General features: G+C 62.0%; 20 protein-coding genes, 1 tRNA gene and 1 rRNA gene. 15 read left to right on the top strand and 7 right to left on the bottom strand.

From position 1 onward, the window contains the following. Positions 1-26 precede the first annotated feature (26 nt). The 10 genes from BJ994_RS01865 to BJ994_RS01820 all read left to right on the top strand — a co-directional run bounded on the left by BJ994_RS01865 (position 27) and on the right by BJ994_RS01820 (position 8,590). Positions 27-1,031, top strand: coding sequence for an aldo/keto reductase family protein (locus tag BJ994_RS01865; protein ID WP_167990860.1), 1,005 nt, complete (start codon positions 27-29; stop codon positions 1,029-1,031). Beyond that, on the top strand, positions 1,028-1,879 hold the full coding sequence (locus BJ994_RS01860; RefSeq protein WP_167990856.1) for an NAD-dependent epimerase/dehydratase family protein: 852 nt from the start codon (positions 1,028-1,030) through the stop codon (positions 1,877-1,879). The genes BJ994_RS01865 and BJ994_RS01860 overlap by 4 nt, the downstream gene beginning before the upstream one ends. An 88-nt stretch (positions 1,880-1,967) precedes the next feature. Further along, entirely contained in the window at positions 1,968-2,390 is a 423-nt protein-coding gene (locus BJ994_RS01855; protein ID WP_167990853.1) for a hypothetical protein, read from the top strand. A 36-nt stretch (positions 2,391-2,426) separates the two neighbouring features. Further along, on the top strand, positions 2,427-2,771 hold the full coding sequence (locus BJ994_RS01850; RefSeq protein ID WP_167990851.1) for a hypothetical protein: 345 nt from the start codon (positions 2,427-2,429) through the stop codon (positions 2,769-2,771). A gap of 92 nt (positions 2,772-2,863) precedes the next feature. Next, positions 2,864-3,310 carry a hypothetical protein gene (locus BJ994_RS01845; RefSeq protein ID WP_167990848.1) on the top strand — a complete coding sequence of 149 codons (447 nt, stop codon included), beginning with the start codon at positions 2,864-2,866 and terminating at the stop codon, positions 3,308-3,310. Continuing rightward, positions 3,307-3,906 carry a hypothetical protein gene (locus tag BJ994_RS01840; protein ID WP_167990846.1) on the top strand — a complete coding sequence of 200 codons (600 nt, stop codon included), beginning with the start codon at positions 3,307-3,309 and terminating at the stop codon, positions 3,904-3,906. The genes BJ994_RS01845 and BJ994_RS01840 overlap by 4 nt, the downstream gene beginning before the upstream one ends. A 62-nt stretch (positions 3,907-3,968) precedes the next feature. Beyond that, entirely contained in the window at positions 3,969-4,268 is a 300-nt protein-coding gene (locus BJ994_RS01835; RefSeq protein WP_167990844.1) for a hypothetical protein, read from the top strand. A 121-nt stretch (positions 4,269-4,389) separates the two neighbouring features. Further along, positions 4,390-6,693: a S8 family serine peptidase gene (locus tag BJ994_RS01830; protein WP_167990842.1), complete on the top strand. Its 2,304-nt coding sequence runs from the start codon at positions 4,390-4,392 to the stop codon at positions 6,691-6,693. 77 nt (positions 6,694-6,770) lie between these two features. Further along, a complete protein-coding gene (locus BJ994_RS01825; RefSeq protein ID WP_167990840.1) occupies positions 6,771-7,385 on the top strand; it encodes an HAD-IA family hydrolase in 615 nt (204 codons plus the stop codon). Between the two features lie 173 nt (positions 7,386-7,558). Continuing rightward, positions 7,559-8,590, top strand: coding sequence for a TerC/Alx family metal homeostasis membrane protein (locus BJ994_RS01820; protein ID WP_167990837.1), 1,032 nt, complete (start codon positions 7,559-7,561; stop codon positions 8,588-8,590). Here the strand turns inward: BJ994_RS01820 and BJ994_RS01815 are convergent. Further along, positions 8,587-9,036, bottom strand: coding sequence for a hypothetical protein (locus BJ994_RS01815; RefSeq protein ID WP_167990835.1), 450 nt, complete (start codon positions 9,034-9,036; stop codon positions 8,587-8,589). The two genes, BJ994_RS01820 and BJ994_RS01815, sit on opposite strands and share 4 nt — an antisense overlap. A 51-nt stretch (positions 9,037-9,087) precedes the next feature. Between BJ994_RS01815 and BJ994_RS01810 the strand changes: the two genes are divergently transcribed. Further along, entirely contained in the window at positions 9,088-9,918 is an 831-nt protein-coding gene (locus BJ994_RS01810; protein WP_167990832.1) for an HNH endonuclease, read from the top strand. 89 nt (positions 9,919-10,007) lie between these two features. Here BJ994_RS01810 and BJ994_RS01805 read toward each other — a convergent pair. Further along, positions 10,008-10,084, bottom strand: a tRNA-Thr gene (locus tag BJ994_RS01805). A gap of 103 nt (positions 10,085-10,187) precedes the next feature. Continuing rightward, positions 10,188-11,045 carry a DsbA family protein gene (locus BJ994_RS01800; RefSeq protein ID WP_245192223.1) on the bottom strand — a complete coding sequence of 286 codons (858 nt, stop codon included), beginning with the start codon at positions 11,043-11,045 and terminating at the stop codon, positions 10,188-10,190. Positions 11,046-11,175: 130 nt separating this feature from the next. On the opposite strand from BJ994_RS01800, the gene otsA reads away from it, so the two are divergent. From otsA to BJ994_RS01780, 4 genes are all read left to right on the top strand, one after another. Further along, positions 11,176-12,621 (top strand): alpha,alpha-trehalose-phosphate synthase (UDP-forming), encoded by a 1,446-nt coding sequence (gene otsA / locus BJ994_RS01795; RefSeq protein ID WP_167990829.1) that lies wholly within the window; start codon positions 11,176-11,178, stop codon positions 12,619-12,621. Then, on the top strand, positions 12,614-13,399 hold the full coding sequence (gene otsB, locus BJ994_RS01790; protein ID WP_167990827.1) for a trehalose-phosphatase: 786 nt from the start codon (positions 12,614-12,616) through the stop codon (positions 13,397-13,399). The genes otsA and otsB overlap by 8 nt, the downstream gene beginning before the upstream one ends. 138 nt (positions 13,400-13,537) lie before the next feature. Then, positions 13,538-14,626, top strand: coding sequence for an ABC transporter ATP-binding protein (locus tag BJ994_RS01785; protein ID WP_167990817.1), 1,089 nt, complete (start codon positions 13,538-13,540; stop codon positions 14,624-14,626). A gap of 110 nt (positions 14,627-14,736) precedes the next feature. Further along, on the top strand, positions 14,737-16,089 hold the full coding sequence (locus BJ994_RS01780) for a DUF4032 domain-containing protein (protein ID WP_167990815.1): 1,353 nt from the start codon (positions 14,737-14,739) through the stop codon (positions 16,087-16,089). Between the two features lie 89 nt (positions 16,090-16,178). On the opposite strand, the gene BJ994_RS01775 is transcribed toward BJ994_RS01780, so the two are convergent. The 4 genes from BJ994_RS01775 to rrf all read right to left on the bottom strand — a co-directional run bounded on the left by BJ994_RS01775 (position 16,179) and on the right by rrf (position 18,944). Beyond that, positions 16,179-16,679 carry a DUF4190 domain-containing protein gene (locus tag BJ994_RS01775; protein ID WP_167990813.1) on the bottom strand — a complete coding sequence of 167 codons (501 nt, stop codon included), beginning with the start codon at positions 16,677-16,679 and terminating at the stop codon, positions 16,179-16,181. A 141-nt stretch (positions 16,680-16,820) separates the two neighbouring features. After that, complete coding sequence (locus BJ994_RS01770) at positions 16,821-18,155, bottom strand: FAD-binding oxidoreductase (RefSeq protein WP_167995784.1); 1,335 nt, start codon at positions 18,153-18,155, stop codon at positions 16,821-16,823. 53 nt (positions 18,156-18,208) lie between these two features. Further along, positions 18,209-18,685, bottom strand: coding sequence for an SRPBCC domain-containing protein (locus BJ994_RS01765; protein WP_167990810.1), 477 nt, complete (start codon positions 18,683-18,685; stop codon positions 18,209-18,211). A 142-nt stretch (positions 18,686-18,827) separates the two neighbouring features. Further along, positions 18,828-18,944, bottom strand: a 5S ribosomal RNA gene (gene rrf, locus BJ994_RS01760). Positions 18,945-19,098 lie beyond the last annotated feature (154 nt).

Genomic DNA, 19,098 nt, shown 5'->3' with positions numbered 1-19,098 from the left:
TGATCAGCATGGATAGCATCGAAACCATGGACTTTAGATACCTCGGAAACAGCGGACTCAAAATCTCGGAAATCACCTACGGCAATTGGCTGACGCACGGCTCGCAGGTGGAGAACGACGTCGCCACCCAGTGTGTCCGTGCGGCCCTCGACGCCGGCATCAGCACTTTCGACACAGCCGACGTCTATGCAAATACAGCGGCCGAAACAGTCCTCGGGGAAGCACTGAAAGGCGAGCGCCGGCAGTCACTGGAGATTTTTACGAAGGTCTGGGGGCCAACCGGGCCAAAGGGGCATAACGACGCCGGACTGTCCCGAAAACACATCATGGAGTCCATTGACGGTTCGCTGACCAGGCTGCAGACGGACTATGTCGACCTCTACCAGGCGCACCGCTATGACCATGAGACACCCCTTGAAGAGACGATGCAGGCCTTCGCGGACATCGTCCGGCAAGGCAAAGCGTTGTATATCGGCGTCAGTGAGTGGACCGCGGAGCAGTTGCGCGCAGGGCACGGCCTGGCGAAGGAGCTCGGGTTCCAGCTCATCTCCAATCAGCCGCAGTATTCGATGCTGTGGCGGGTCATCGAGGATCAGGTCGTCCCGGCGTCCCAGGAGTTGGGCGTCTCCCAGATCGTATGGTCCCCGGTGGCCCAGGGTGTGTTGACCGGCAAGTACCAGCCCGGGCAGTCGCCGGAGCAGGGCTCGCGCGCCGCCGATGACAAGGGCGGCGCGGACATGATCAAGCGGTGGATGTCGGATGAGGTACTGACCGGGGTACAAAAGCTCCAGCCGGTCGCCGACGAAGCAGGCCTGACCATGGCACAGCTTGCGATCGCCTGGGTGCTGCAGAACCCCAACGTTGCATCCGCGATCATCGGCGCCTCACGCCCTGAGCAGGTTGAGTCGAACGTCGCTGCGGCGGGGATCACGCTTGAACCCGCCTTCATGGAGAAGATCGACGACGCGATTGGACACCTCGCCGAACGGGATCCTGCGAAGACCACCTCCCCCGAGAAGCGTCCCGCGTGAGGATCGCGGTTACGGGCGCCAGCGGAAAGCTCGGCCGGAGCGTCGTCGTCGGGCTGCGCGACGCCGGACACGATGTCCTCGAGTTCGACCTCCACGGTGAGCGCAGTCCCGGTTTCCTGTCGATCGATCTGACGCGTTACGGCGACGTTGTCGACGCGCTGCTGGGCGTGGATGACAGGCACTCAGGCTTTGACGCCGTCGTACATCTTGCCGCCATCCCGGCGCCGGGGCTGCAGGCGGATGCCGCCACGTTCTCGAACAACATGATGGCGACGTACAACGTGTTCCAGGCGTGCAGGCGCGCAGGGGTTAAGCGGATCGTGTACGCCTCCAGCGAGACCGTCCTGGGACTGCCCTTTGACGAGGACCCACCATATATTCCGGTCGATGAGCGGTATGACGTACGCCCGGAAAGCACCTACTCGCTGGTGAAGCATCTGGAAGAGCAGATGGCCATTCAGCTGACCCGCTGGGATCCGGCTCTCAGCATCACTGCGCTTCGCTTCTCGAATGTGATGAACCCGGAAGACTACGCCGAGTTCCCGTCCTTCGATCACGATCCACGGCAGAGGAAATGGAACCTTTGGGGCTACATCGATGGACGCGACGGAGCCCAGGCGGTGCTGCGGGCCCTTGAGAATGCCGGACCGGGATTCGACCGGTTCATCATCGCTGCAGCCGACACAGTGATGTCCCGGTCCAGCGCGTCGCTTGCTGCCGAGGTCTTTCCCACTGTGGAGGTGGTCAAGGACGTTGGCGAGCATGAGACGCTGCTGTCCATCGACAGGGCGCGGAGCGTGCTCGGATTCGAGCCGCAGCACAGCTGGCGGGATCACGTGGACAACTGACTCATGCCGGCTGGCTTCCACCGCAGATGCTCAGTAGGCTTACTGTTAGGGCATGTCCCTTGAACTGGAATCGTCGAAAGGATCGGTCATGACTGAGAATCTTCCCGATGAGGAACTGAACGTCGTCAGTGAAGAGCCCGACGCCGTTAATGAGTCGATCGCGCCGGAGGCTCTGGATCCGGTGCAGGAGGGCCAGCCGGACAGCTATCCCACGGCAGCAGAAACCGATCCGGATCACTGGGATCAGGATCCGCTGTTGCAGGATGAGCCGGGCGTCCAGGGCGAGGGCCTGGAGGAAAGCGACCAGAGCCTGCGCGACGAGACCGAGGAGGAGCGCTTTCGCGACGGCGAGGAGCAGGTTCCGCCCGAGGAACCAACCATCGGGGAAGCCGCGGCGGATGTCGATTTCGGAGATGCGATGACCGATCAGGAGGTTGACGCCAGCGACGACGACGCCAATTTTGGTGGATCTCCGCTGAGCCAGTTCGAACCGGAGGACCTCGACCGCTAGCCCCAGAGGGCCGGTCACAGGTCCGGCTAGACTGGAGTGGTGAAGAAACTAGCAGCACTGCTCATTCTCGTGCCCACGGCTGCCATTCTGGTGGGCTGCAACCAGATCGAGGAGACGGCCGGCGACATTGCCAGCGATGCTGCGTCGCAAGTGGCCAACGCCGCCGCTGATGAGGTCCGGTCGCAGGTGTGCGGCTTGGTGGAGGATGGCCTCGTCAGCGTGGAGGACAAGGAACTGCTGGGCGGACTGGTGACGGCTGCGGAGACTGCCGGCGTGCCCGCCGAGATTACGGAACCACTGGGCGAAATTGCTGCCGCCGGGGACGAAGTTCCGGCTGAATCTGTGGATGCGTTGCGTGAGGCGTGCACGCCGTCGTCGTGATTTTCACGTGGTAAGACCGTCCTATATTCCGTTTCAGTGTCGATTGTCTATCAAGTGTGTTTTTGAACTGCGCTTAGCAGTACCTTTGCCGTATGAAAAGCGGCTCGGCCCGGGTCACGCTTGAGGCGACTGCGCATCCTGAGGCGCACTCACGCTCGGTACGTGCAGCCTGCGCCCGTTGGAGGGCGATCGAACTTGAGTTCGGTTTGCTGAGCGCTGCTGAAGTAGATTTGCTGCTTGGCCCGGGGTGGCCGCCAGCCGGCTGCTTGGCCGCTGAACGCCGCATCCTGGGAGTCGCCACCAAGGCCGGACGCGTGCTGTACCCCGGCTTTCAATTCGATCGGGAAGCTCGAACGGTAAGGCCCGTCATCGCCGAGGTCGCCAGGATCAGCCTCAGCGCAGGCTGGAAGGACAGGCACATCCTGCAGTGGCTGTGCGCGCCCAACGGGTACCTGCACGGTGAACGTCCGGTTGACGTACTCGATGACAGGGAGCATCTGCTGGCGGCGGCGAACGCTGATCTGGAGGCTTTGTGGTGAAAGGCCGCCTCTCTCTGGGCGTCCTGCTGGTCCTCACAGGATGCGGCGCGGTGTCCACTCCTGGCGGCACCGTCGATGAACCGCAGCCTGCCGCTTCGGAGGAATTGATCGGCCAGGGAACCGTCCTCTCGAAGGACGGCGGGCCCACCCTGTTCTGTCTCGGCGGCGTCATGGAGTCGTACCCGCCGCAGTGTTCCGGTCCGGAACTTATCGGCTGGGACTGGTCCGCGGTGGAGCAGTCCCAAAGCGCGAGTGGTGTCACCTGGGGTACCTATGCCGTCCAGGGAACGTGGGATGGCTCTGCCCTGACCGTGACGCAGCCTCCGATTCCACTGTCCCTGTACGATCCGCCTGCACCTGTTGACCCGCGAACCGACAAGGAAAGCCCCGGGGTGGGAGACGAAGCCGATCTGGTCCGTCTGCAGGAAGAGCTTTTCATGGCCAAAGACGCAGAGCTGCTTACCGCATGGGTCGAGAACGGCTACCTCTTCGTCACAGTCGTTTACGACGACGGCGCGCTCCAGGACGCGTACGACGCCAAGTACGGGCAGAACATCATCGCCGTGCAGTCCGCGCTGCTGCCAGTTAATTCGTAGCCCTCCCGACTCGCCAGACGCGTTCAAACGAAAATGTCGGTGCCCGGCAGTACCTTGATCGCATGAACACATCAGCACAGCCGAAAAGCACTGTCAGCCACCCTGAGAAGGGCCACCGCTACACCATCGAGGAGCTCCGTGAACTCGCCCTCCGGGGCAATGCATGGGCAATGAGCCAGGTGGACCAGTGGGAGCTTGAATACGGGAATGAGTACGCAGGCGTCCTGTCCGAGAAGTGCACCGACCCGGAATGCGAAGGTTACGGCGAGCCCGTCGATTTCTGCTGCGGTGAGAACGGTGAACTGATCGACGTAGACCACGGCGACTGGGGACATGCCGTGGGATGGGCGCGCGCAGCTTGATACAGACCTTGATGCAGCGAATTTGTCGCTAGCCTCAGCGGAAACGCAGAAGTGGATCAGCTTTGGGTCGCGCAGGGCGAAACATAGGGTTTTCCGTGGGTCCCGCTGGCATGATTCAACGGTGATCGTTTCCCGTACCCGCCGTGGGTTGTCTTCAGCCGCAGCTGCGCTCGTCCTCGCATCAGTAACCGCAGGCTCACTCGTCGCCGTTCCTGCGTCCGGCGCGGAGCTTTCTTTCACAATGCTTGAATCGGCTACTTCCCTCGACGGCGTGGAGTATCCGGACCGCTTTATTGTGAAGTTCGCGGGAGCCGGCGCAGTGAACGCCGGAGTGCGTCAGGAGGCGTACCTCGATGCCTCGAGGGTCGCCCATACGCCTCTGACGGAAGTGAAGACAACTGTCGACGGCGCCGCTGTCACTGCAGCGGGAGGAGACCTGACACCCGCCCAGGCCCAGGCTGTACTCGATGAACTCAGTGCACGTCCCGACGTGGAGTACGCCGAAGTGGACCGCTGGGTGAAGGCTGCCGCCACGCCCACCGACCCGTTCTACCCGGACCAGTGGAACCTGTCGGATCAGATCGCCGGTATGAGGCTGAATGCGGCGTGGGACCGTTCGACCGGCGCGGGCGTGCGGGTTGCAGTCATTGATACGGGTATCACCACGCACAGGGACCTTGCCGGGAACGTGATCGGCGGCTACGACTTCGTTTCGGACCTCGACGTAGCCGTGGACGGGAACGGACGCGACAACAATCCCCAGGACCCCGGAGACTGGTGCGACGTCCCCACCGGAAACGGCACCGAGCGTATCCCGTCCAGTTGGCACGGTACGCACGTTGCCGGGATAGTCGCTGCCCAAGCCAACAACGGTTTAGGTGTTGCAGGCGTTGCCTACGGTGCAAAGGTCCAGCCTGTGCGGGCCCTCGGCGCATGCGGGGGCTGGGAAAGCGATATTGCAGACGCTATCGTGTGGGCGGCAGGCGGTTCCGTGTCCAACGTCCCCGCTAACCCGACGCCTGCGAAGGTTATCAATCTCAGCCTCGGTGCAGACGGCGCATGTGACGGCGTTTTCCAGTCGGCAATCGATACGGCAACCCAGCGGGGCGCCGTCGTCGTTGTGGCCGCGGGCAATGAGGATCAGAATGTTGCGAACGTGGCTCCCGCGAACTGCGCCAACGTTATCAGTGTCGGCGCCACTGGGCGGGACGGTGCGCGAGCGTTGTACTCGAATTTCGGCACGGGCGTGGATGTCAGCGCCCCTGGCGGCGACTTCGTCACCGGTGATGAGGGCGGAATTCTGTCGACCTGGAACAGCGGGGACACAGGTCCGGCTTCTGAGTCGTACGCGATGATGGAGGGCACTTCCATGGCGGCGCCGCATGTTGCCGGTGCGGCCGCCCTCATGCTGTCGCTGAATCCAGCCCTGTCCCCGGCACAGGTCGAATCCCTGATGAAGCAGAGCGCTCGTCCGCTGCCTGTGCCCTGCGCCCTCGGGTGTGGCACGGGGCTCGTCGACGGAACGGCAGCTGTTGCTGCAGCATCGGCGTCGCTGAAGACATTCGAGGCGCCGACGCCGATCATCACCGGGTTCTCTGCTGTCGGCTACCCGCTGGATGTTGTCCCCGGTTCCTGGACAGCCGGTGCAACGCTCAGGTACCAGTGGTATCGGTCAGGAAACCCCATCTTCGGAGCAACAGGCTCCCGGCATAACGTCACCTCGGCCGACATCGGCACGGTACTGTCCGTGAAGGTAACAGGGTCCAAGCCGGGATACAGGGCCGCGAGCGCGACCTCAAAGAATACCCTGGCGGTTCCCGCACCGTTCGTCGATGTGAGGGCGGGCCGGATCTTTCACCGTGAGATTTCCTGGATGGCGGCAAGGCACATCAGCCTTGGCTGGAATAACGACGACGGCACCTCCACCTATCGACCACTGTTGGCGGTGAATCGTGACGTGATGGCGCGCTTCATGTACAGACTCGCAGGCAGCCTGGAGTACGCCCCGCCAGCCAGGTCACCTTTCACGGATGTCCCGACTACCCACGTCTTCTATAAGGAGATTGCCTGGCTCGCGGAATCGAAGGTCAGCGAGGGGTGGGCCAACCGGAACGGAACGCGGTCCTTCCGCCCGTATGAGCCGGTGAACCGTGACGTGATGGCGGTCTTCATGTATAGGCTCGCCGGTTTCAACGAGTATGACTACGCCCCACCTGCACGCTCACCATTCGTCGATGTGCCAACAACCCACATTTTTTACAAGGAGATAGCCTGGCTCGCGGAATCGAAGGTCAGCGAAGGCTGGTCGGTGGGCGACAATCAGGAGTTCCGGCCATACACCGCCGTGAACCGCGACGTCATGGCAGCCTTCATGTACCGGTTCCATGAAAAGTTCGACGCCGTTCAGCTGGCGCCAGCTCCCTGAATGGTCGGCGACGCTGAAGCCCGTAGCTAAGTAGTGTTGGAAGTGTGCTGTCTGTTGCGGGTGATCGGGTGGTGAGCATGCCAACAGTGCTGATGGTCGACGTCGACGGCGTCCTGATCCGGCAGCCGCCGGGGCGTGTCTGGTATGCCACGTTGCAGGGGGAATTGGGGATCGATCCCGACGAGCTCCAACGTGAGTTCTTCGATACGCATTTCGAGGACGTCGTCACTGGCCGGGCGGATCTCCTTGAGCGGCTAGGGCCGGTGTTAGCGGACATCGCGCCGGACGTGTCCTGTGGCGACTTCGTGGAGTACTGGTTCGCGAACGACTCGGAGTTGGATCGCCGTCTGCTCGCCGACATCGACGCAGTGCGTGCCACTGGCATGTCAACCCAGCTGGCGACCGTGCAGGAGCATCACCGAGCGAAGCACTTATGGGAGAAACTCGGCCTGCAGGATCATTTCGACCGCATGCACTACGCCGCCGATCTGGGTTGCAGGAAGTCGGATCCCGAGTTCTACCGGACTATCGAACGGCGGATAGGCATCGCAGGGAAGCGAATTTGTCTCATCGATGACGATCAGGCGAACGTGGACGCTGCGCGGCGCGCGGGCTGGAACGCAGCGCTTTGGCTGCCGGATTCACGTCTCCAGGAGGTCCTGAGCCTTCTGCCGTCGTCGGAGACATGTTAGAGGGTCGGGTACGACGGCGGTTGGTTGGCAACACTGTAGGCTTACCCGAACGCAAGGGAGTATCCCTCAGCGCTACGAACGTCAATACGTAGATCCAGAAGGTCTACCGAGCGTAGCGGCCGCGCCTGCTCGCGGTGGAGAGACTTGGTCCTGGTCTATGAGAGGACTTCCCAGTGCTTGAACTGCCCCTTGCCTTCGAAATATGCACCTTCGTCGTCCTGGGCCTTGTGCTCCTGTTGGACTTGCTGCTCGTAGTGAAGCGCCCCCATGAACCATCCATGAAGGAAGCCGGCCTCTGGGTCGGCTTCTACGTTGGTCTCGCTTCAGCGTTCGCGGTCCTCATGTTCCTGATTGCCGGCGATGACTTCGGGAAACAGTTCGTGGCTGGTTGGGTGACTGAGTACAGCTTGAGCATCGATAACCTGTTCGTGTTCATCATCATCATGGCCCGCTTCTCGGTGCCTCGGAAGTACCAGCAGGAAGTGCTGATGGTGGGTATCATCATCGCCCTGGTGCTGCGCGGTATCTTCATCCTCCTCGGCGCCGCGTTGATCAGTAACTTCTCCTGGATCTTCTACATCTTCGGTGCGTTCCTGCTCTGGACCGCCTACCACCAGGCCAAGGACTCCGGTGAAGAGGAAGAGGACAAAGAGAACAAGATCATCGCCAAACTGCGCGGTGTGCTGCCGATGTCGGAGCATTACGACGGCGGCAAGGTGCGGACCGTGGTCAACGGCAAGAAGGTCTTCACCCCGATGCTGATCGTGTTCATCACGATCGGGTTGACCGACCTGTTGTTCGCCGTGGATTCGATTCCGGCGATCTTCGGCCTGACCGAAAGCCCGTTCATCGTGTTCACCGCGAACCTGTTCGCGCTGATGGGTCTCCGCCAGCTGTACTTCCTGCTCGGCGGGCTGATGACGCGCCTGGTCTACCTCAAGCACGCGCTGTCGCTGATTCTGGCGTTCATCGGTGTGAAGCTGATTTTCCACGCCATGCATGAGAACGAACTGCCGTTCATCAACGGCGGCCAGCACATCGGATGGGTCCCCGTAATTGACACCAACCTTTCGCTCGCTGTGATCGTTGGAGTCCTGCTGACCGCCGTCGTCGTCAGCCTGCTCAGCCCCAAGGCGAAGCAGGCAAAGGTTGACGCCGAACTCGCCGCAGACGCAGAGCGCGCCCGCACCGGCGGGCGGGATTAGCCGATCGGGCGCCGGTCAGTCGCCTGTCTGCCGTTTGACGACCGCAGCGGTTTCGTGAAGTAGATCGCCGTCAGAGCAGCACTGGCCAGGAGGAACGCCCATGCGAGTACCGACAGGAATCCGGGCACGGGCAATCCGAACAGGAGACTCGATCCGATGACTGGGCCTGCAGCGCCTCCGAGGGCCGCTCCAGGAATACAAAGCTTTGGGGCTTTAGTAGCGGCAAGTGTATGGAGTCCAACGGCCGGCCCCGCGGCTGATCCAGCCACGACGAGCCCGATGGAGAAGCCGATGCAAGAGTGCGCAATCACGGTAAGAATGTGTGGAAAAGCCGAACCGAACGTCGTGATGATGTGCATGCCGACGGGCACAAGCGCTCCAACGAAGCCGCCGAACAGAACCATCCGAAAGAATGCGCCGGCTAGCGGTGTCGATGTCTCCCCCATGCTCCGAGCATACTTCCCGTCCAGCCTTGCGATGGTGGCACACTTGGTGTCATGACTGCCGTGGTCCTCACTTGGTCGCCGGATCATCGGGGGTGGCCCGGCCACTACCCCGGGGCGGTCCAGCGCGTTCAGGAGACCGGCGGGTTGGTGCTCCAGTGGACGATCGAAGGCCTAGCCGAGCTGCCGTTGCGCTCTGACGCGTGGCTCCTGGGCCAAGGCGATCCGCACCGGTGGGGTGTTACCGGGCACGGCATCCTCACCAGCGATCCGAATGACGGCGCTGGTGACGCCCTCCTTGAACTCGACTGTTTGCTCCCCTTTGGAGACGGCATTCCCATTCATCGATTGCTCCAGGCCGTCCCGGAGGTCAATTGGAGCAAGCCACCTGCCACGCAGCTCCTTCCGCCGGAGTACGAAGGTCCGATGCGCACACTGTGGTCGGAGCACGTTGCACCGGCGAGCGCTTCCATCGATCCACCGTCCGGCATGCTGCCGGCACAGGCATTGAAACGGTCCTTCGTCAACCGATTCGAACATGACCCGGATGCCACCCGGGTGGCTGTTGCCCACCATGGTTCCCAGTGCCGGGCATGCGGATTCGACTTCGAGGTCAAGTACGGTAAGCGAGCCACGGACCTCATTCACGTCCACCACGTTGTGCCGGCTGCGCAGCTCACTGTCAGCTACGAGCTCGACCCCGTAGCTGACCTCATCCCGCTGTGTCCCAACTGCCACTTCATGGCCCATTCAAGGCATCCGCACCCCTATTCGGTGGCAGAATTACGCGCCATGATCGACGACGGCGGCCACCTCCCGGGCACGATTGTGACGGAGCAGCAGCTGCGCGCCGAGGCGTTCGCACAACGGCTCGCCGAGGAATAGTTCCAGCGAGCCAAGTGAAGCGCCTTTGAAACGGACTGAGCGACGGGTAGCTGAGGGAAGCGCAACCGGGCTACTTCCAAGCCTGTGTATGGAGCCCCCTGCCGGATTCGAACCGGCGACCCCCTGTTTACAAGACAGGTGCTCTGGCCAACTGAGCTAAGGAGGCGGACTGGCTGAGCCAGCGGGCGCCGTCGTCGTACATAAAACAGCGCTACACAAGGTTAGCCCAGCGCCGCCGCTGCCGGGAAATCAGCGACGGCGCTCCGGGATCAGTTCTTGGCGTCGATCTTCTCCTGGGTGACCGTGGCGAAATCGCTGACCGGGTCAGGGATTTCCTCTCCGTCCACAAACACGGTGGGGGTTCCGCCAACTCCGTGAACCTCTCCCGCCTGCGTTGTGTACTTCACCCACGGGCGGAACGTGTTCTCAGCCAGGCAACCCGAGATGTCCGCCGATCCTGCGGCCTGAGCCATCTCCGCCAGCTCGCCGTCGTTCAGCTCACCGTTCTCGAAATTGCCGAAGAGCGCAACGGAGAAGTCCCAGTACGCTTCCGGCGAGATATCTGCGACGCAGGCGAGCGCAGCGGCACCCCGCGACGAGTACTGCGTCTGCGAGTTCGGGTCCAGGTAGGCGACATTCCGGTACTCGAACGTGATCGCACCCTCATTCAGCCACGACTCGACCTGCTCGGCATGGGTCCGCTCGAAATTGGCGCAATGCACGCAATTCACATCGACGTAGGCCACCACCTGTACGGGTTCGTCCGGGCCGGATGCCGCGACGCCCGGCGGCAGGTCGGCCGGGTTCGCCTCTTCGGGGAGGGTTGCGACATCCACCTGCTCCACCGACGTTTCCTCCAAGTCGGTGGTAGAGGTCAGCGTGATCCCACCGAATTCATTGCCGTGTGCCGGGGCCGAGCCGGCGTCGGGCACCTGGTTGCGTATGTTGCCGACAACGATCAGGCCGATGATGACTAGGATCGCCACGACCGCGGCCACAACACCCCACTTGATCAGGAATGACGCCCGCTTCTCCTTGCGTTCCTGCTGCTCCCGCATCAACCGCGCCTGCTCGCGTGCCTCCGACTTGCGCTGGGCCTTGCTCGGTTGGGAATTGTTCGGCGTCATCAGTCCTCGTCCGTATCAGTGGGGCTTCCCCACCATTTTAGGTGACGTCCCTGATGACTTTCTGGCCGTCCCCCAACCGCGGGACCGGCTAAAGTCATCAGTAGGGCTACTAAATTTCAGGGGTGACAGTATGCGATCAGGCGATACCACGTACGGTGAGTTCGAGTTCATTGTCGTGTCCAACCGGCTGCCGGTGGACCGGGTGAACGACGACGGCGGCAACGGCACCTGGCGTCGGTCCCCTGGCGGCCTGGTCACCGCGCTTGCCCCCGTAATGGAAAAGGCCGACGGCGCGTGGGTCGGCTGGCACGGCGCATCCGATGAGACGCTCGAGTCCTTCGACCACGACAACATGCGGCTCGTGCCGGTACCGCTGAGCGCTGACGATGTCGAGTTCTACTATGAAGGCTTCTCCAACGCCACCCTCTGGCCGCTGTACCACGACGTCATCGCTCCACCTGAGTTCCACAGGCACTGGTGGGACTCGTACCGCAAGATCAACGAACGGTTCGCCGATGCCACCGCAGCAATCGCGGCGGAGGGTGCAACGGTCTGGGTCCAGGACTACCAGTTGCAGCTGGTGCCAAAACTGCTGCGCAAGGCCCGCCCCGATCTGAAAATCGGCTTCTTCAACCACATCCCCTTCCCGCCGCTGGAAATCTACGCGCAACTTCCGTGGCGCCGCCAGGTCATCGAGGGCCTGCTCGGGGCGGATCTGATCGGCTTCCAGCGTCCAAGCGATGCCAGCAACTTCCTGCGCTGCGTCCGCCGCTTCCTCGGACTGGCCGTACGGCAGCAGCAGGTGCAGGTCAAAGGCGAGGACGGCGCCCACGACTACATCTCAAGGGCCGAAGCCTTCCCGATCTCCATCGACGTGCAGCGCATCGTCGATCTTGCAAACCGGCCGGACATCATTGAGCGTTCGCGTGAGATCCGCCGGGAGCTCGGCAATCCGAAGCACATCCTCCTGGGCGTCGACCGGCTCGATTACACCAAAGGCATCGGTCACAGGCTCAAGGCCTACGAGGAGCTCCTGGCGGACGGAAAGGTCCAGGTCGAGGACGCGGCCCTGATCCAGGTGGCGAGTCCAAGCCGCGAACGGGTCGAACAGTACCGGCTGCTGCGCGAAGAGATCGAAGGGTCGGTCGGCCGCATCAACGGCCAATACGACACGATCAAGAACACCGCCATCCGCTACCTCCACCACAGCTATCCGGTCGAGGAGATGGTGGCACTGTACCTGGCTGCGGATGTCATGCTCGTGACTGCCCTGCGCGACGGCATGAATCTGGTTGCCAAGGAATACGTTGCGGCAAGGACCGGCAACCGCGGCGCGCTGGTGCTCAGCGAGTTCGCCGGGGCTGCAGACACCCTCCGCCAGGCCATCCTCGTGAATCCGCACGACATCGACGGGCTCAAGGCGGCCATCCGCACCGCACTGGAGATGAGCCCGGCGGAAGCCACCCGCCGCATGCGCACCATGCGCCGGCAAGTGCTGCAGAACGACGTCGAACGCTGGTCCAAGGCGTTCCTTTCCGAACTCCAGAACGGCACCCGGGAGGAAGTCCTTGTCTGAGACACTGAGCCCCGAACTGCTCTCGGCGCTCGCCACCGCCGCGGCAACCGACCACCTCCTGGTTGCCCTCGACTTCGACGGCACCATGTCGCCGCTTGTCGATCGCGCCGAAGACGCACGAGCACTCCCCGGTTCTACGGCGGCACTGCGGGAGCTGGCGCAAATACCACGTACGACGACGGCGCTCATCTCCGGGCGCGCGTTGGACAGCCTGCGGCTGGTTGCCTCTCCCGAACCGGAAACCCTGCTTATCGGCAGCCACGGCGCCGAAACCTGGACGGGGCCGGACGGCGCGCCGCTTGAGCTTACCGAATCGCAGGCGTCGATCCTCCGCCGGGCAACCGCCGCGGTGCAGGACGTAGTGGACGCACATCCCGGGACCGTGCTGGAACTCAAGCCGGCCGGCGTCGTACTCCACACCCGGACGGCCGACCAAGGGACAGGCAAAGCGGCAACCGCCGCGGCCCGGGACGCGCTGGCGTCGCTGGAAGACCTGCATCTTTCTGACGGCAAGAACGTGCTTGAACTTTCTGTCGTCCAGGCGGACAAGGGCAGGGGTCTACAAAGCCTGCGTGAACTGACGAACGCCACAGCGGTGATTTTCGCCGGCGATGACGTCACCGACGAGCACGCATTCAAGACCCTGAAAGCCCCGGATGTGGGGATCAAGGTAGGCGAAGGCGAAACTGCTGCCCTCTACCGCATCACCTCACCTGAACAGCTTGTTCATGTGCTTCAGGAGCTGGTCACATTCCGTCGTGCTGGCGCCTCTGCGTAAGTTCGTGCCATACTTTCATCTTGTGACCCAGTTCACGGTTGATGCATTTCGGCCTGCTGACTGAGCCGCCACAACTGAATACTCTCCATTCACAACGGATCGTCGGGCACGTACCTGCCCGTGAAAAGGAAAAGAAAAATGGCAACGGTAACGTTTGACCAGGCTACGCGCCTGTACCCGGGCACCGAGAAGCCCGCCGTAGACAAGCTCGACATCGAGATCGCAGACGGCGAATTCCTCGTTCTCGTTGGACCCTCCGGTTGCGGAAAGTCCACCTCCCTGCGAATGCTTGCAGGCCTCGAAGACGTCAACTCGGGCCGTATCCTCATTGGCGACCGCGACGTCACCGATGTTCCGCCGAAGGACCGCGACATCGCGATGGTTTTCCAGAACTACGCGCTGTACCCGCACATGTCCGTTGCCGACAACATGGGCTTCGCCCTGAAGATCGCAGGCATATCCAAGGAAGAGCGTGCGCAGCGCGTCCGCGAAGCTGCAAAGCTTCTCGACCTCGAGCCGTACCTTGACCGCAAGCCCAAGGCTCTCTCCGGTGGCCAGCGTCAGCGTGTTGCCATGGGACGCGCGATTGTGCGTAACCCGCAGGTATTCCTCATGGATGAGCCGCTGTCCAACCTCGACGCCAAGCTTCGTGTCCAGACCCGCACGCAGATCGCATCGCTAACCCGCCGCCTCGGAGTCACCACCGTGTATGTGACCCACGACCAGGTCGAAGCCATGACCATGGGCGATCGCGTTGCAGTCCTCAAGGACGGGATCCTGCAGCAGGTCGACACTCCCCGCAACCTCTACGAACGCCCCCAGAACGTGTTTGTGGCCGGCTTCATCGGCTCCCCCGCGATGAATATTCTGGAGCTGCCCACTGCGGACGGCGGCGTGAAGTTCGGCGACATCACTTATCCCGTTCCCGGCGAGGTTTTGAGCGCAGCGCACGGCGGTACCGTCTCACTGGGTGTCCGTCCCGAGGACCTGGAGATTGCTCCCACCGGAGAGGGTCTCCGCGTTGAGGTTGACGTGGTGGAAGAGCTCGGTGCGGACGCCTACCTCTACGGCCACACGGAGATCAACGGCGAGACCCATGACATGGTGGCACGCGTTGATGGGCGCCGCCCACCAATGAAGGGGGACACAGTCTTCGTTCGGCCTTCGCAGGGCCACGTTCACCTATTCGACACCAAGGACGGGCTCCGCCTGGCGGACCACGTGTAACTTGCCTTAAGCACAAGCGGACTGCCTTGTAGGCTCACGCGGTGGCCCCTGTTGGTTGACGGTAAACTCAACCGACGGGGGCCATCGTCTTTGTTAGGACATCTCACACAATGACTGACTCGACACAAGCCAACTGGCACAACGAGCCCACAGACTACGAGCAGCCCGGAAAGCTACCGCGGTCCAGGAGCGCACTCAACGAAGGTTCACTCGGATCCCTCAATATCCTCGCCGCGGCCACCGACCCGGAGTTGCTGGATCTGCCGTGGCATCTCGCGCTGGAAGAATGGCCGGCCGAGAACCTGGCGGCGCTGCCGCGAGGCATCTCCCGCCACATCGTCCGGTTCGCGCACCTGGGCGGGTCCGTGATCGCCGTCAAGGAAACCAGCGAACACATTGCCCGTCATGAGTATCACATGCTGCGGAAACTGCAGCGTCTCGACGTTCCATGCGTGGAGCCCGTCGCAGTCATTTCGGGCCGCAAGAGCCTCGACGGCGCAGACCTCAATCCTGTGCTGGTCACCCGGCACCTGAAGTTCTCCATGCCCTACCGCGCGCTCTTTTCCCAGATGCTGCGGAAGGACACGCTCACCCGCCTCATCGATGCACAAGCACTCCTGCTGGTCCGTCTGCACCTGATCGGCTTCTACTGGGGCGATGTGTCGCTGTCCAACACGCTTTTCCGTCGCGACGCCGGAGCGTTCGCTGCGTACCTCGTCGATGCGGAAACCGGTGAGCTCTACCCGGAACTGTCCAACGGGCAGCGCGAATACGACCTCGAGATCGCACGGGTGAACATCGCCGGTGAACTCATGGATCTGGCCGAGGGAGGCCTCATCGAGGAGAAGGTTGATCCCCTTGCCACCAGCGAGCTCATCATGGACAGTTACCGCCGGTTGTGGGCGGAACTCACTGAGCAGGAGTCCTTTGAACTCGGTGAGCGATGGAGAGTCAACGCCCGCATACGGCGGCTCAACGAGCTCGGCTTCGACGTTGAAGAGTATGCGATCAAGACAGTTTCCGAGACGTCCCAGATTCAGTTGCAGCCCAAAGTGGTCGACGCCGGACATCACAGCCGCCGCTTGATCCGCCTCACGGGCATTGACGCCCAGGAGAACCAGGCCCGCCGACTCCTCAATGACATGGACGCGTACCGTGCGGATAACAACCCGGGTGTGGATGAGGAAATCAGTGCACACCAATGGGTTGCGCATGTGTTCGAGCCGATTGTGCGGGCAGTCCCCCGCGAGCTGGGCGGCAAGCTCGAGCCCGCGGAGGTTGTTCACGAGGTTCTGGAGCACCGCTGGTACATGTCCGAGAAGCAGGACCGGAACGTGCCGCTTGCGGAAGCCGTGCAGTCCTATCTCGACTCGGTGCTGCGGCACCGTCGCGACGAGGCCGCGATCATGCTCACTGCTGACACCAAGACTATGGACATCATCACCGGAAGCAATGACTCCTGAACCTGGAATGCAGCATTCATGGGCTTAAACCAAGCGCTCCTATGGTTCTTAGAAATGAACCATAGGAGCGCTTCGCGTAACTGACATACCTACGGGCAGGTGATCTCGGTGCCCTGGTAGATGTGAGTGCCGGAACCAAGCTCGTTACAGATTTCCGCCGCTGCGCTAATGCCGACGATAATGAGAATGATTGTAAGGATGCCGGTGACCACGCCAATCGCGCCGATGATGATCCCGGCAAGCGCGAAGCCGTTACCCATGCCAGCCTTCTTCGACTTGACCATCGCAATGATCGAGACGATCAAACCTACGATCGAGATCGGCCAGATGATCGAGCAGATCATACCGACGATGCCTAGCGTCTTGCCGGGGTTCTCCGCCGGCTGTCCGTAACCGCCACCGTAGCCGCCCTGTCCGCCGTAAGGCGATGCTCCCTGCGGCTGGCCATAACCGGAGGGCTGCCCGTAGGACTGGTTAGCCGGCGCCGGCTCGTTCGATGACGGCTGCTGCCACTGCTGCCCTGCGGGGTACCGTGAGGTGTCGTCCTGGTCGTTGTGGTCTCCGGGCCGGCCGGTTGTGTTGTCTGACATGTCGGTTTCCCCATTCTGTATGTTGCCTCGTGTTCTACGAGGCATAGCTGCGATAAGTCTATCCGCCGGGTAGAGATACCCCGGGATTGCACGTGACCGTCTGTCGTACCGCTTCCCGCATGGCCTGCCTGCGTCAGGACCCTACGCTATTGCCCTACCAGGATTGAGTATGCCGTGAGGGTCGAACAACTGCTTGATCCCGCGTTGGATACGCTGCAGATCAGCACCTTGTTCCCAGGACAGCCAGCGCAGTTTGTATTCCCCTACACCGTGCTCACCTGTAATCGTGCCGCCCAACGCAAGCGCCGCGCCTATAGATTCGTCCAGTGCAGAATCCAGCCGGGCAAGGCCGGCGTCGCCTTCACTCGTCCGGATCCAGAACGTCGGATGCAGGTTGCCGTCGCCGGCGTGCGCAACCACTTTCAGCAGCACGTTGTGGTCCCGCGCCATACGTTCTAGCTCCGCGACGTAATGCACAAGCTTGGATCGCGGGACTGCGACGTCTTCGCCAACCCGGAACTCGTCCTCCACGTCGTCGCCTCGCGCGTTCCGTCGTAGGTCAAGCAATCTCTCAGCCTCGCCGCCACTCTCGGCACTTACACTCGCACCGAGGTTTACCAGCGCCTCCCGTACGACCTCAGCTTCCGCTTCTGCGCCGAACCCGTCGGTTTGAATCAGCAGTAGGGATCCGCCGCGGCGCCGAAGATTTGAACCGTAAGCGCTATCCAGGACCTGCAAGGTGTTCCCGTCAAGGAGCTCCAGGACGGCTGGCTGTACTCGCGCCGTGCCGATTGCCAGGACCCCTGCCGCCGCAGCGGGAACGTCGTCGAAGAACGCGGCAAGTGTACGTGACCGCACGGGGAGATACTTCAATCGGACCGTTATCCCGACGATGATGCCAAGTGTGCCTTCCGAACCGACAAACAGGGCAGTCAGGTCATAGCCAGCTACTCCCTTGAAGGTGTCATGACCCGTGTGAATGAGGGTTCCATCGGCGAGCACCACGTCGAGGGCGAGGACCGAATCCCTGGTGACCCCGTACTTGGCGCAGCGAAGTCCGCCCGCATTCGTGGCAACGTTGCCGCCGATGGTCGAAATACGGTGGCTTGCCGGATCAGGGGCGTACATCAACCCATGCGGCTCGACTGCTGTGTTCAGATCTGCGTTGATCACTCCAGGCTCGACAACGGCCATTTCGTCCATTGGCCTGATCTCAAGGATGCGGTTCATTCGTTCGAGGCTGAGGATGATGCATCCTTGAAGCGCCATAGCGCCCCCGGACAAACCCGTTCCAGCCCCGCGCGGAACAACTGCCACTCTCCGTAACCCGGCCACTCGCACCGAGTGCTGCACCTCCTCCACGCTTTCAGCGAGCACGACGATGGCTGGCATAGGCGCCGATTCAAACGGCCCCAAGTCGCGGGAGTAGTGCACAAGCGAAGCCGCGTCCGAGAGGACTCGTGACGGATGGACCATGCCCCTGAGTTCGGCAGCGAGCTGTTCGTTCAGGCTGCGGTCTTTGGAGAGACTCACACGGCTCCGCCCATGAACCGCCGATACTGTGCGAGGATGGCTTGCCAATCGCTGTACTTTTCGTACTGCAGGCTGCCGCCGCTTCCGGAAGCCCAACCGTCATGCACCAACGTCACCGTGGTGCCTTCGTCAATCGATTCGAGCTGAACACTTACTCTTGTGGGCTGGGTGGGATCTCCGGCAAGAACCCAACTAAGCTCGAGCATCCGGGGTGGATCTGTCTCGCGTATTCGAGCCCATACCTGTTGCGTGCCTTCCTCGTTCTCTTCGAGGAGCAAACCATCCTCAAAGGCAACATGGGTGCCCTCGCCGTACCCTGAGTAAGCTGCCGGCCACCACAGATGGATGTATTCGGTGAAGCCAGCCCAGGCTCTTTCGATCTCTGCAGGAACATGAACCGCAACGGTCCTCGCTGCCGGAGCCGAGTCGTCCGCGGGAGGCAGTGGATCCGCATGGGAGAACAAGTCGCTCATACCTTGACTTTACCGGTGGTTCTGGGGTGTTGGCGTGCGATGTTGGAGGGGGGTAGGTAGCGGCTTTTGCTGGGGTGGGGTGTTGCACTGGTTAAGTGTTGAAGGGCCTCACCAGCGTTGGTGAGGCCCTTCTGTAATGGTTGTCCGGCGGTGTCCTACTCTCCCACACTCTCTCGGGTGCAGTACCATCGGCGCTGTGGGTCTTAGCTTCCGGGTTCGGAATGGGACCGGGCGTTTCCCCCACGCTATGACCGCCGTAACTCGTTTTCCCGTCCCCCTTGGGTGTTTACCGTGTTTACCGTGTTTACTGGTGTGTTCGGTGGTTGTGGGGGTGGGAAGTCTGTGTTGTTACAACTTGTGTGTATGTAGTTGTGTTGTTGGTTTTTCCCCGGGTACCGGCCCCGCCTTTGCCC

The organism is Arthrobacter pigmenti, from assembly GCF_011927905.1.
GTDB lineage: Bacteria > Actinomycetota > Actinomycetes > Actinomycetales > Micrococcaceae > Arthrobacter_D > Arthrobacter_D pigmenti.
This window is presented reverse-complemented; position numbering and strand designations above follow the sequence as displayed.